The organism is Bacillus sp. L_1B0_5 (genome assembly GCF_000836715.1).
Classification (GTDB): domain Bacteria; phylum Bacillota; class Bacilli; order Bacillales; family Bacillaceae_G; genus Bacillus_A; species Bacillus_A thuringiensis_S.
Map to the genome: position 1 here is coordinate 42,204 of NZ_JXIS01000009.1, position 12,988 is coordinate 55,191.

Here is a 12,988-nt window from a genome sequence, read left to right on the forward strand (position 1 = left end):
CAATTGCGAGGAATCTCAGCAATTGCATCTAGGTGTATTGTAATATAAAATAGTTGAACAGGAGTTTAATTTATTATGGAGGTGCTATGTCTAGTATGAATACGAACAAAAGAATCGTGCCCCTCCTACCATTAAGAGGCGTTCTCGTATATCCAACGATGGTTTTGCATCTTGATGTAGGACGTGATAAATCGATACAAGCACTAGAGCAGGCGGCAATGGATGAAAATATCATCTTTTTAGCAATGCAAAAAGAAATGAATATCGATGATCCGAAAGAAGATGACATATATAGTGTAGGTACAGTGGCGAAAGTAAAGCAAATGCTAAAATTGCCGAACGGTACGCTTCGTGTCCTTGTGGAAGGTTTACATAGAGCAGAAGTAATAGAGTTTATCGAAGAAGAAAATGTAGTACAAGTGTCTATTAAAACGGTAACTGAAGAAGTAGAAGATGATTTAGAAGAGAAAGCTCTTATGCGTACGTTACTGGAGCATTTCGAACAATATATTAAAGTTTCGAAAAAAGTTTCAAATGAAACATTTGCAACGGTAGCTGATGTAGAGGAACCAGGGAGATTAGCTGATTTAATTGCTTCTCACTTGCCGATTAAAACGAAGCAGAAACAAGAGATTCTAGAGATTGTATCTGTAAAAGAACGATTACATACACTTATTTCAATTATTCAAGATGAACAAGAGTTACTTAGCCTAGAAAAGAAAATTGGGCAACAAGTGAAACGTTCAATGGAGCGCACGCAAAAAGAATATTTCTTACGTGAGCAAATGAAGGCGATTCAAACTGAACTTGGCGACAAAGAAGGTAAGGGCGGAGAAGTAGAAGAACTTCGTGAAAAAATTGAACAGTCAGGAATGCCTGAAGAAACAATGAAGGCTGCGCTGAAAGAATTAGATCGTTATGAAAAGTTACCAGCAAGTTCTGCGGAGAGTGGTGTTATTCGCAATTATATCGATTGGTTATTAGCGCTTCCGTGGACAGAGGCAACAGAAGATATAATTGATCTTGCTCATTCGGAAGAGATTTTAAATAACGATCATTACGGTCTTGAAAAAGTGAAAGAGCGTGTACTTGAATATTTAGCTGTACAGAAGTTAACGAATTCATTAAAAGGACCTATCCTTTGTTTAGTAGGCCCTCCTGGGGTCGGAAAAACTTCGTTAGCACGTTCAATTGCAACATCATTGAATCGTAACTTTGTCCGTGTATCTCTTGGTGGTGTGCGTGATGAATCTGAAGTTCGTGGTCACCGCCGTACATATGTTGGAGCAATGCCAGGACGCATTATTCAAGGTATGAAAAAGGCGAAAACAGTTAATCCAGTCTTCTTATTAGATGAGATTGATAAAATGTCTAACGATTTCCGTGGAGATCCATCAGCAGCATTACTTGAAGTATTAGATCCAGAACAAAACCATAACTTCAGTGATCATTACATTGAAGAACCATATGATCTATCGAAAGTTATGTTTGTAGCAACTGCTAATACACTTTCAAGTATTCCAGGTCCATTACTTGACCGTATGGAAATCATTTCGATTGCTGGCTATACAGAACTTGAAAAAGTACACATTGCTCGCGAGCATTTACTGCCGAAACAATTAAAAGAGCATGGCTTACGAAAAGGTAATTTACAAGTGCGCGATGAAGCACTTCTTGAAATTATTCGTTATTATACACGTGAGGCTGGTGTTCGTACGCTAGAACGCCAAATTGCAAAAGTTTGCCGTAAAGTAGCGAAAATTATCGTTACAGCAGAACGTAAACGTATCGTTGTGACAGAGAAAAAGATTGTTGATTTACTTGGTAAACACATATTCCGTTATGGGCAAGCTGAAAAAACAGACCAAGTTGGTATGGCAACAGGTCTAGCTTACACAGCAGCAGGCGGCGATACACTTGCAATTGAAGTTTCTGTAGCGCCAGGAAAAGGGAAACTAATTTTAACAGGGAAACTTGGGGATGTTATGAAAGAATCAGCACAAGCTGCGTTTAGTTATATACGTTCTCGTGCAGAAGAGCTTCAGATTGATCCGAATTTCCATGAGAAAAATGATATTCATATTCATGTTCCAGAAGGAGCAGTTCCGAAAGATGGACCGTCAGCAGGTATTACGATGGCAACGGCACTTATTTCTGCACTAACAGGTATTCCTGTAAGTAAAGAAGTAGGTATGACAGGTGAAATTACACTTCGTGGTCGTGTATTACCAATTGGTGGCTTAAAAGAAAAAACATTAAGTGCTCACCGCGCAGGCTTAACAAAAATTATTTTGCCAGCAGAAAACGAGAAAGATTTAGATGATATTCCAGAGAGCGTAAAAGAAAACCTTACGTTTGTGCTTGCATCTCATTTAGATGAAGTATTGGAGCACGCATTAGTAGGAGTGAAACAATGAAAGTAACAAAAGCAGATATTGTAATTAGTGCTGTTAAACCAGAACAATATCCAGACAGTGATTTACCAGAAATTGCATTAGCAGGTCGTTCAAATGTCGGGAAGTCTTCCTTTATTAATAAAATTTTAAATCGTAAAAAGTTAGTGCGTATTTCTTCTAAACCAGGAAAAACGCAAACGCTGAACTTTTTCTTAATCAATGAGATGATGCATTTTGTTGACGTTCCAGGTTATGGATATGCGAAAGTGTCTAAGTCGGAGCGCGCGGCATGGGGGAAAATGATTGAAACGTACTTTACAACGCGTAAGCAATTAGACGCAGCTGTATTAGTAGTTGATTTACGTCACCAACCAACAAGTGATGACGTGATGATGTATGATTTCTTAAAGCATTATGAAATCCCAACAATTATTATTGCGACGAAAGCTGATAAAATCCCGAAAGGGAAATGGCAAAAGCATTTAAAAGTTGTAAAAGAAACGCTTGCTGTTGAAATTGGCGATGAAATCGTTCTATTCTCTTCTGAAACAGGACTTGGAAAAGAAGAAGCGTGGAAGGCAATTCATAAAATGACAAAAACAAAAAACGCGTGACGAATGTCGCGCGTTTTTTTCTTTATATAAGCTGTTAACGTACGTTTAATGTAACTTCAATATTACCTCGTGTTGCTTTAGAGTAAGGACATACACCGTGAGCCGCTTCTACAAGTTCTTGTGCTTCGCTATGTGAAACGCCAGCGACATGTACATCAAGCACGGCAGATAGGCCAAAACCACCATCTGTATCTTTTCCGATAGAAACGTGAGCGGTTACTTCTGTACTTTCTACTTTCATACGTTTTGTACGAATGACAAGTTGTAATGCACTATCGAAACAAGCTGCATAACCAGCTGCAAATAGTTGTTCTGGATTTGTTGCTTCTCCACCTGCACCACCTAGTGCTTTCGGCATTTTCACATCAAGATTTAATATGCCATCATCTGAAACTACTTTCCCATTTCTTCCACCTGTTGCTGTTACTGAAGCAGTATATAATTTATCCATATTTATTCCCCTTTTCCATCATTAATTGTTTTCATTGTTTCAATTAGTTTATTTAGTTGAATTAATAAAGAGCGATATTCTTGCTCTGTAATTCCTAAGTTTGTAGCCATTGTTGTCGGTAATGAACAAGCCTTTTCCTTTAAATTTTTACCTTGTTCTGTTAATTCAATACAAACTTTTCGCTCGTCTTCTTTGGAACGAACACGTTTTACAAGTGTTAATGATTCCATTCGTTTTAACATAGGTGTTAACGTACCGGAATCTAAAAATAGACGTTCTCCAATTTCTTTTACTGTTAGTCCATCTTGCTCCCATAGTACGAGTAAAGTAATGTACTGGGGATACGTAATACCCATCTCTTCTAAATAAGGTCGATAAAAACGAGTAACCTCTCTAGAACAGGCATAAATAGAAAAACAAAGTTGGTTATCTAGATGCAAAGAGTCCTCTGTCATACATAACTCCCTTCTGATTAAGTTGTGCACAACTTAATTTTGTAAAATCAATATAACGAAAAAGAAATAAAATGTCAAATACATTGTATTGAGAAAGTGTTTGCTACATTTTGGAACAATCATACATATTTTCCTTCATGATGAAAGAAGATAGGAAAGATGATGTTATAATTTATATGGAATAGTTTCCATCACTTGATTATGAGGACTTTTTTTGGTAACGTACAAATAGAGTTATTAATTTATAATCATTATAAAGTAGGATTTTTTTTATTAGTTTGCTGAATCTCCTTTATTACATACGGAGAATAATTAAAAAATAATCGGTTGTTCACACGATTGTCAGATTCATAAGAGGAAAGTTGTATTATGATAGTAGATAAAGTGATAAAACGGGTGAAGGGGGACATGCTGCGTGCATATTCTTGTTGTTAGTGTAAATTATCGAACAGCCCCTGTAGAATTTCGTGAGAAACTCACATTTCAGGCAGCAGAGCTAGAGCGAGCGATGACTACATTACAAAATCAAAAGAGCGTGTTAGAGAATGTCATTGTATCAACTTGTAATCGCACTGAGATTTATGCTGTTGTCGATCAATTACACACGGGACGGTATTATATTAAGAAATTTTTAGCTGATTGGTTTCAGCTTGAAATAGAAGAAGTCGCACCATATTTAACTATTTTTGAACAAGATGGTGCAATAGACCATTTATTCCGCGTAACGTGCGGTTTAGATTCTATGGTAGTTGGAGAAACACAGATTTTAGGCCAAATAAAAGATAGCTTTTTAGAAGCACAACAAGTTAAAGCAACAGGCACAATTTTTAATGAATTGTTTAAGCAAGTCATTACATTAGCAAAACGTGCCCACTCAGAAACAACAATTGGTGAAAGTGCGATGTCTGTTAGTTATGCTGCTGTTGAGCTTGGAAAGAAAATATTTGGCGAGTTAACGGATTGTCACGTGCTTATTCTTGGTGCTGGTAAAATGGGCGAACTTGCACTACAAAACTTATATGGAAGTGGTGCTCGTAAAGTAACAGTTATGAATAGGACGCTTTCGAAAGCAGAAGTAATGGCTGAGAAATATATGGGACATGCAAAATCATTAAGCGAATTACAATGTGCATTATTAGAAGCAGATATTTTAATTAGTTCAACTGGTGCATCTGAGTATGTCATTACGAAAGAGATGATGACAAAGGTGGAGAAAATGCGCTCTGGTCGTCCTTTGTTTATGGTTGACATTGCAGTGCCACGTGATATTGATCCAGCGATTGATGAGCTAGAAGGTTCTTTCTTGTATGACATTGATGATCTGCAAGGAGTAGTGGAGGCAAACCGTGCTGAGCGTTTGAAAGAAGCAGAGAAAATTCAATTTATGATTGAAGAGGAAATTGTTCTATTTAAAACGTGGTTAAGTACACTTGGTGTTGTTCCATTAATATCAGCTCTTCGTGATAAGGCACTTGCAATCCAAAGTGAAACGATGGTAAGCCTAGAGCGAAAAATACCAAACCTTAGTGATCGTGAGAAAAAAGTTATTAGTAAGCATACGAAAAGTATTATTAATCAATTATTAAAAGACCCAATTTTAGTAGCAAAAGAAATAGCTGCTGAAGAGGGAGCGAGCGAAAAACTAGCGTTATTTGCGAAGATTTTCGATTTAGAAACGGAAGAAGTAGAGAGTCGTGCGGAAGAAGTAGAACATAAAAGAGTGTGGACACCATCCGTTCCATCTTTATAATTTGGAAGGATGATCGGATGAGTTTTTTAAATAACAGTATTATTTATCATATTGCAATTATTTTATATGCTTGTAGCATTAGTTTATATTTTATAGATTATTTCCAAAGTAACCGAAAGGCGAACCGATTTGCTTTTTGGTTACTTTCGATTGTGTGGGTATTGCAGTCTATTTTTATGTTGCTTAGGGCGACAGATTCAGAAACGAATCCCATTTTAACTTTATTATCAGGGATTTATTTTTATGTTTGGTTATTGATTACGATGTCGTTAGTCATAAATCGATTTATGCGCGTTGACTTTTTAGTCTTCTTTACAAATGTTGTTGCATTTGGCGTAAGCGCTTTTTCTATTTTTACACCGCTCGGAAAGATGTCGCCAGTACTTGCAGAGCAATTAGTTTCAGAACTTGTATACGTGCATGTTGGAATGGCGATTATTTCTTATGCAACGTTTACGGTATCGTTTATTTTTTCTATTATGTATTTACTGCAATATCGCCTATTAAAAAAGAAAAAGTGGAATGCGAGATTAAGAAGGTTAGGGAATTTACCGAAGCTTGAATCTACGTCTTACGGATTAAATTTATTTTCTGTTCCATTTTTCTTACTAGCAATTTTATTAGGGTGCATATGGGGATATACAAAATTGGATAATTTTCATTGGTATGATACGAAAGTAATTGGTTCGTTTGTCGTTCTATTTGTATATTGTGCGGGCTTGTATTTAAGAGCGGCTGATGTGTTGCAAGGGAAGAAAATAGTACTGTGGAATGTAGGGGCCTTTCTCGTAATGTTAGTTAACATTTTTCTATTAAGTAGTTTATCTAATTTCCACTTTTGGTATTTATAATGAGGAGAGAGAATTATGCGCAAAATTATTGTAGGTTCACGAAAGAGTAAGCTAGCATTAACGCAAACAAACTGGTTTATTGATCAGTTAAAAGCACTTGGCTTACCATATGAATTTGAAGTGAAAGAAATTGTCACTAAAGGTGATGTGATTTTAGATGTTACTCTTTCAAAAGTAGGCGGAAAAGGTTTGTTCGTTAAAGAAATTGAGCATGCGTTACTTACGAAAGAAATCGATATGGCTGTACATAGTATGAAAGATATGCCAGCCGTACTTCCAGAAGGGTTAATGATTGGCTGTACACCAAAGCGTGTTGACCCTCGTGATGCTTTTATCTCAAAAAATGGAGCATCGTTTAAAGAGTTAGCGGAAGGTGCTATTTTAGGTACGAGTAGTTTAAGACGTAGTGCACAGCTACTCGCTGCGAGACCAGATTTACAAGTGAAGTGGATTCGCGGAAATATCGATACACGTTTACGTAAATTAAAAGAAGAGGATTACGATGCGATTATTTTAGCGACAGCTGGATTACAAAGAATGGGCTGGGATGATGAAGTTATTACAGAACATCTAGATGAAACGCTATGTGTACCTGCTGTAGGACAAGGTGCATTAGCGATTGAATGTCGTGAGGATGATAAGGATTTATTGCAGTTGTTAGCGCATATTAATGATGCGATAACAGAAAGAACAGTGGCAGCGGAGCGAGTATTTCTTCATAAACTTGAAGGTGGATGCCAAGTTCCAATCGCTGGATATGCAACCCTTACAGAAAACGATGCAATCGAATTAACAGCTCTTGTCGGCTCTATGGATGGTTCTGTTTTATTAAAAGAAACAGTAGTGGGTACTAATCCTGAAGAAGTAGGGTTAGAGGCCGCGGACCGTTTAATTAAACAAGGCGCCAAAGAACTCATTCTTGCTGCAAATAAGGAGCAACAATAAATATGAACGCTCTCGCTGGAAAAACGGTATTGATTACACGTGCCCAGCATCAAGCGAAACAAATGAGTGTAGCAGTGAAAGAAAAGAGCGGAATTCCATTGGAAATTCCGCTTTTGCGTATGGAAGGTATGTCTCATAGGCAAATTCAACATATTGAAGGGCAGCTACATTCGTATGACTGGGTTATTTTTACGAGCAGAAATGGTGTAGCTTTTTTTCTAGATAGTTTGAAAAAGAAACTACCACTAACCATTAAAATCGCTGCGGTAGGTGTGAAAACAAAATTAGAGTTAGAAAAAAGGGGCTATCAAGTTCATTTTGTTCCAACTTCATTTGTTGCAGAAGCATTTGCAGAAGAGTTTCTAAAAGAATTAAGTGGAAATGAACGTATTTTATTTCCAAAAGGAAATTTAGCAAGAGATGTAATACCAGTTAAACTTCGGGAAATTGGTGTTTCTCTAGATGAGTTAATCGTATACGGTACGAAAGTGAATATAGAAAAAAAGCAAGAGCTTATAGCAGCGTTGAAGTTAGGAGAAGTAGACATTATTACATTTACGAGCCCTTCAACTGTTACTAGTTTTGTTCGTTTACTTGAGGGTACAAACTGGAGAGAATGGACAAAAAAATGTACAATTGCTTGTATAGGACCTATTACGGAAAAAGAGGCAATTCGTTATTTTCCGTCTGTTATTGTGCCGAAAGAGTACACTGTAGAAGCATTGCTACAATGTGTTTGTGAATCTATAAAATGAAAGAATGGGGACAGAAATCTATGAACTCTTTACAATTTAATCGTCATCGTCGTTTAAGACAAAGCGGGGGCATGCGTGCGCTTGTACGTGAAACGTTTTTACATACGGAAGATTTTATTTACCCTATTTTTGTATTAGAAGGTGAAAATGTTCGTAATGAAGTTCCTTCTATGCCAGGCGTATATCAAATGTCTTTAGATTTATTGCAAGCTGAAATGCAAGAAGTTGTTGATTTAGGTATTCGTTCTGTTATTGTATTTGGTTTACCTGCTGAAAAGGATGAAGTTGGATCATCAGCATATTGTGATCATGGAATTGTACAACGTGCTATTCAACAAATTAAAGGTGATTTCCCTGAGCTAGTAGTAGTTGCGGATACATGTTTATGTCAATTTACAAGCCATGGTCATTGCGGTGTAATTGAAGATGGTATTATTTTAAATGACGAGTCTCTTGCAGTTCTTGCGAAAACAGCTGTAAGTCAAGCGAAAGCAGGAGCGGACATTATTGCGCCATCAAACATGATGGACGGCTTCGTAACAGCAATTCGCCATGCATTAGATGAAAATGGTTTTGGACACGTGCCAGTTATGTCGTACGCTGTGAAATATTCATCAGCATTTTATGGGCCATTCCGTGATGCTGCGCACGGTGCACCGCAATTTGGTGACCGTAAAACATATCAAATGGACCCAGCGAACCGTATGGAAGCATTCCGTGAAGCAGAATCAGATGTAATGGAAGGTGCTGATTTCTTAATTGTAAAGCCAGCTCTTTCTTACTTAGATATCATTCGTGATGTGAAAAATAACTTCAATTTACCAATCGTTGCTTACAACGTAAGTGGTGAATATTCGATGATTAAAGCGGCAGCGCAAAATGGCTGGATTAATGAAAAAGAAGTTGTTCTTGAAAAATTAATTAGTATGAAACGTGCAGGAGCAGACTTAATTATTACGTATCATGCGAAAGATGCAGCAAAATGGTTACAAGAAGGAGGCGCTAAATAATGAAAAAGTTTGATAAGTCGATTGCGGCGTTTGAAGAGGCACAAGACTTAATGCCTGGTGGCGTAAATAGCCCGGTTCGTGCTTTTAAATCTGTTGGGATGAATCCGTTGTTTATGGAGCGTGGAAAAGGCTCTAAAGTATATGATATTGATGGGAATGAATACATCGACTACGTATTATCATGGGGGCCTTTAATTCATGGTCATGCAAATGATCGTGTGGTAGAAGCGTTAAAATCAGTTGCTGAAAGAGGTACAAGCTTCGGTGCACCAACAGAAATTGAAAATAAATTAGCGAAACTTGTTATTGAGCGCGTACCATCAATTGAGATTGTGCGTATGGTTAACTCTGGAACGGAAGCGACAATGAGTGCACTACGTCTAGCTCGTGGTTATACAGGTCGTAATAAAATCTTGAAATTTATCGGTTGTTACCACGGTCATGGTGATTCGTTATTAATTAAAGCTGGTTCTGGTGTGGCGACTTTAGGTTTACCAGATAGCCCTGGTGTACCAGAAGGTGTAGCGAAAAATACGATTACAGTAGCTTATAATGATTTAGAAAGTGTGAAATACGCTTTTGAACAATTCGGTGATGATATTGCTTGTGTAATTGTAGAACCAGTGGCAGGGAATATGGGTGTAGTTCCTCCGCAACCAGGATTTTTAGAGGGGCTTCGTGAAGTAACAGAACAAAACGGTGCACTGCTTATTTTTGATGAAGTAATGACAGGGTTCCGTGTTGCTTATAACTGTGGACAAGGTTACTACGGTGTAACACCTGATTTAACTTGTTTAGGTAAAGTAATCGGTGGTGGCTTACCAGTAGGAGCGTACGGTGGTAAAGCAGAAATTATGCGCCAAGTTGCGCCAAGCGGACCGATTTACCAAGCTGGTACTTTATCAGGTAACCCACTTGCAATGGCAGCAGGTTATGAAACGTTAGTACAGTTAACGCCAGAATCATATGTAGAATTTGAGCGTAAAGCTGAAATGTTAGAAGCTGGATTACGTAAAGCAGCTGAAAAACATGGCATTCCGCATCATATTAACCGTGCAGGTTCTATGATTGGTATTTTCTTTACAGATGAGCCCGTTATTAATTACGATGCAGCAAAATCTTCAAACTTAGAATTCTTTGCGGCTTACTATCGTGAAATGGTAGAACAAGGTGTATTCTTACCGCCATCTCAATTCGAAGGTTTATTCTTATCGACAGCACATAGTGACGCAGATATTGAGGCGACGATTGCAGCAGCTGAAATTGCAATGTCAAAATTAAAATAATGTATTAGAGAAAAATCGCTCTCCATAAGGGGAGCGATTTTTTTTATTCATAAAGTAAGCTTTCCCTACATAAATCTGTAATGACATATAGTTTGGGAGGGGGAAAAGAAGTGGCTGCAGATCATTCGTTACGATTTTCATTAAAAGAATCTGTTTGGTTCCAAAAGGGACAGGAAGTCGATGAACTTTTGTCAATTTCGTTAGATCCAGACGTTGAGATAGAAGAGCTTGATCATGAAGTAATTGTGAGAGGGCAATTAGATTTAACGGGAGAGTATGTTGCACGAAAAGATGATTCGGCGTATTCATTAAGAGAACTATCGCCAGCAAAGTCAATTGATTATGTAGAAACAAGGGAAGATGGGGTTAATGAACTTGTTCATTCCTTTCCGCTTGAAATATCAATTCCGAGAAATCGAGTGAAAGTAATTGAAGAACTATATGTATCAATTGAGGAATTTGATTATGAATTAAAGGAAAATGGTTGCTTACAATTATTAGCGGATATATCTATTACCGGTTTATGTGATGAAGAGAGAAGCGAGGATGAAGCTGAAGAGGAAGAGACGGTGTATGCGGAGTTAGAAGAAGATTCAGCGCAAGAGGATGAAAATAGACCGGCGCCGCATGTAGAAGAACCAACATATAAGGAATCAGATGAGTGGGAAGATTACGCATTTGAACCGTTCCAGTTAGAGGAAAGAAAAGAACAGGAATTAGAAGAAGAGAAAATAGAAGAACATGAATTTGTGGAGCGTGAAGCGGAGCAAGAAACAACGCCGCAATTTGAATTGTTTGGGCGAAAAGATTTCAAGAAAGAAAAAGCGAAAAAGCAGGAAGAACAAGAAGAAGAGTACTCACAGCGAGATGAAAATGCGCTTTATTTAACAAAACTATTTACGAAAGAACCGGAAGAAGAATTTACAAAGTTAAGAATGTATTTCGTGCAAGAAGGGGATACAATTGAATCTATTGCAGAACGTTATGAAACGTCTGTACAAAATGTGTACCGTGTCAATCAAACAGAAGATATATTTTTAAATACGGGGCAAATTATTTATATTCCCGTTTCAAGGGTAAAGGCGAAATAAGGAAGTGAGTGTTTTCACTCGCTTCTTTTCTTAGAGGCTATGTTTTGAATAGAAAGGGTTATTCGTATGGATATTGAATTACGAAATCACTATGAACCTATCGTGAGGCAATATAGATTGGATACGCAGCATATGGAAGAGCACGGAAGTGTAATGAAAATTTATACGAATCAAGGTCCATATGCACTCAAGAAAATAGAAGGCAGAAAGTTAGAGCGGAATAATTTTCTGCATCATATTCAATATTTGAAGGAGAAAGGTTTTTCAAATTATGTACCTATATACCATGCGACGGATGGAAATTATATTTTAAGTGACGGGACGTATAATTATTATTTAATGCCTTGGTTAGAACGTGCAGAAGGAAACGGCGAAGACAATGATCAATACCATAAAATGTTTCAGACACTCGGAACGTTGCATCAAAAAACTGTGAAGGAAGAAACATATACGGAAGAAGATTTAGAAAAACATTATACAACTATATCCGATCGCTGGGAAAATGATGGTGAGATGTTAGAAGAGTTTCTCGTAGAATCTGAATCGAAATGGTATATGTCTCCGTTTGAATTACAATATTGTACGTACTATCATCATGTAATGAGAGCGCGTGAATTTGCAACGAAGCAATTAAATGAGTGGAACGATGCGATGAAAGAAAAAGAGAAAACACGTATTACTTTTGTGCACGGTAACGTGTCGCTTAATCATTTTTTATTTGACTATGAGCGGAATGGCTATTTTATTAGTTTGGAAAAATCGAAGTTTGCAACGCCTGTGCAAGATATAGTAGGTTTTTATTCGCGGTCTTTAAACACATATCCAATCGCAAGAAGTGATCGGTTTGAATGGTATCAAATGTATCAAAAAAATTTTCCATTTACGAAAGAAGAGCAACTTCTCATGTTTGCTTATATGACGTATCCATCACAATTTATTCGACAAATCGGGTCTTATAGGAAAAGAAAAGATAATCGCAGCGAGGAAAATGAACTGCGCGAAGTAAAGAGTTTGCAACAATCGCATTGGCTCGTTAGCAATATAGAATATTTCCTGTCACAATTACAAGCTGCCCAGCAAGGGAACGGGTAAAGTGAAACTTTAATCAGTGGGTGGCTCCCATCTAACTTCTTTGCTTCAGTTGAATTTTGAGGTGGGGGTCTTACTGCCCGCAAATAGCGGGATAAAGAAGATAAGTAGAGAATGCTACTTATCTTTTTTGTATTCACCCGAAAAGCCATAGTTTTAAATTTATCTTGACGAATAAGGTTTCGTTTTTTACACTATTGTATATAATAATTAACAATCATATAAATGCCTTGAAGGGGAAGAGTATAACATGAAACGTCTTCAGAGAGGAGAATCATTAGCTGGGAGATTCTCT

At 37.4% G+C, this 12,988-nt stretch carries 12 protein-coding genes and 1 other annotated feature (1 of these 13 running past the window's edge); of the genes, 10 read left to right on the forward strand and 2 right to left on the reverse strand.

The features are described 5' to 3' along the window. The first annotated feature begins 86 nt into the window (after positions 1-86). Both lon and ysxC read left to right on the forward strand, forming a co-directional pair. Positions 87-2,417: an endopeptidase La gene (gene lon, locus RT27_RS03225; protein WP_043935312.1), complete on the forward strand. Its 2,331-nt coding sequence runs from the start codon at positions 87-89 to the stop codon at positions 2,415-2,417. After that, a complete protein-coding gene (gene ysxC, locus RT27_RS03230; protein ID WP_000869118.1) occupies positions 2,414-3,010 on the forward strand; it encodes a ribosome biogenesis GTP-binding protein YsxC in 597 nt (198 codons plus the stop codon). The genes lon and ysxC overlap by 4 nt, the downstream gene beginning before the upstream one ends. A 34-nt stretch (positions 3,011-3,044) precedes the next feature. Here ysxC and RT27_RS03235 read toward each other — a convergent pair whose 3' ends face one another. Both RT27_RS03235 and RT27_RS03240 read right to left on the reverse strand, forming a co-directional pair. Further along, complete coding sequence (locus RT27_RS03235; RefSeq protein WP_000359774.1) at positions 3,045-3,461, reverse strand: organic hydroperoxide resistance protein; 417 nt, start codon at positions 3,459-3,461, stop codon at positions 3,045-3,047. A 2-nt stretch (positions 3,462-3,463) separates the two neighbouring features. Next, complete coding sequence (locus tag RT27_RS03240; protein ID WP_016080166.1) at positions 3,464-3,916, reverse strand: MarR family transcriptional regulator; 453 nt, start codon at positions 3,914-3,916, stop codon at positions 3,464-3,466. Positions 3,917-4,331: 415 nt separating this feature from the next. On the opposite strand from RT27_RS03240, the gene hemA reads away from it, so the two are divergent. The 8 genes from hemA (at position 4,332) to ysxE (ending at position 12,696) form a co-directional block, all read left to right on the forward strand. Next, positions 4,332-5,666, forward strand: coding sequence for a glutamyl-tRNA reductase (hemA, locus tag RT27_RS03245; RefSeq protein WP_000547868.1), 1,335 nt, complete (start codon positions 4,332-4,334; stop codon positions 5,664-5,666). Positions 5,667-5,683: 17 nt separating this feature from the next. Next, positions 5,684-6,517: a cytochrome c biogenesis protein CcsA gene (ccsA, locus tag RT27_RS03250; protein ID WP_000009002.1), complete on the forward strand. Its 834-nt coding sequence runs from the start codon at positions 5,684-5,686 to the stop codon at positions 6,515-6,517. 15 nt (positions 6,518-6,532) lie between these two features. Next, positions 6,533-7,462, forward strand: coding sequence for a hydroxymethylbilane synthase (hemC, locus tag RT27_RS03255; protein ID WP_016080168.1), 930 nt, complete (start codon positions 6,533-6,535; stop codon positions 7,460-7,462). A gap of 2 nt (positions 7,463-7,464) precedes the next feature. Further along, positions 7,465-8,217 carry a uroporphyrinogen-III synthase gene (hemD, locus tag RT27_RS03260; protein ID WP_016080169.1) on the forward strand — a complete coding sequence of 251 codons (753 nt, stop codon included), beginning with the start codon at positions 7,465-7,467 and terminating at the stop codon, positions 8,215-8,217. 20 nt (positions 8,218-8,237) lie between these two features. After that, positions 8,238-9,227 carry a porphobilinogen synthase gene (gene hemB / locus RT27_RS03265; RefSeq protein ID WP_029443370.1) on the forward strand — a complete coding sequence of 330 codons (990 nt, stop codon included), beginning with the start codon at positions 8,238-8,240 and terminating at the stop codon, positions 9,225-9,227. Then, the gene (gene hemL / locus RT27_RS03270) at positions 9,227-10,513 is read left to right on the forward strand and encodes a glutamate-1-semialdehyde 2,1-aminomutase (protein ID WP_000712942.1); all 1,287 of its coding nucleotides are present in this window, start codon (positions 9,227-9,229) and stop codon (positions 10,511-10,513) included. The genes hemB and hemL overlap by 1 nt, the downstream gene beginning before the upstream one ends. A gap of 80 nt (positions 10,514-10,593) precedes the next feature. Next, positions 10,594-11,604, forward strand: a complete 1,011-nt coding sequence (spoVID, locus tag RT27_RS03275; protein ID WP_140163894.1) for a stage VI sporulation protein D — start codon at positions 10,594-10,596, stop codon at positions 11,602-11,604. 66 nt (positions 11,605-11,670) lie between these two features. After that, positions 11,671-12,696, forward strand: a complete 1,026-nt coding sequence (gene ysxE / locus RT27_RS03280) for a spore coat protein YsxE (RefSeq protein WP_016080172.1) — start codon at positions 11,671-11,673, stop codon at positions 12,694-12,696. 218 nt (positions 12,697-12,914) lie between these two features. Beyond that, positions 12,915-12,988: a binding site (T-box leader), on the forward strand; it runs 158 nt beyond the window's last position.

Excerpts from the sequence above, each read along its gene's own strand:
- lon (WP_043935312.1), top strand. The coding sequence starts at position 87 with ATGTCTAGTATGAATACGAACAAAAGAATCGTGCCCCTCCTACCATTA.
- ysxC (WP_000869118.1), top strand. The coding sequence starts at position 2,414 with ATGAAAGTAACAAAAGCAGATATTGTAATTAGTGCTGTTAAACCAGAA.
- RT27_RS03235 (WP_000359774.1), bottom strand. The coding sequence starts at position 3,461 with ATGGATAAATTATATACTGCTTCAGTAACAGCAACAGGTGGAAGAAAT.
- RT27_RS03240 (WP_016080166.1), bottom strand. The coding sequence starts at position 3,916 with ATGACAGAGGACTCTTTGCATCTAGATAACCAACTTTGTTTTTCTATT.
- ccsA (WP_000009002.1), top strand. The coding sequence starts at position 5,684 with ATGAGTTTTTTAAATAACAGTATTATTTATCATATTGCAATTATTTTA.
- hemC (WP_016080168.1), top strand. The coding sequence starts at position 6,533 with ATGCGCAAAATTATTGTAGGTTCACGAAAGAGTAAGCTAGCATTAACG.
- hemD (WP_016080169.1), top strand. The coding sequence starts at position 7,465 with ATGAACGCTCTCGCTGGAAAAACGGTATTGATTACACGTGCCCAGCAT.
- hemB (WP_029443370.1), top strand. The coding sequence starts at position 8,238 with ATGAACTCTTTACAATTTAATCGTCATCGTCGTTTAAGACAAAGCGGG.
- hemL (WP_000712942.1), top strand. The coding sequence starts at position 9,227 with ATGAAAAAGTTTGATAAGTCGATTGCGGCGTTTGAAGAGGCACAAGAC.
- spoVID (WP_140163894.1), top strand. The coding sequence starts at position 10,594 with ATGACATATAGTTTGGGAGGGGGAAAAGAAGTGGCTGCAGATCATTCG.
- ysxE (WP_016080172.1), top strand. The coding sequence starts at position 11,671 with ATGGATATTGAATTACGAAATCACTATGAACCTATCGTGAGGCAATAT.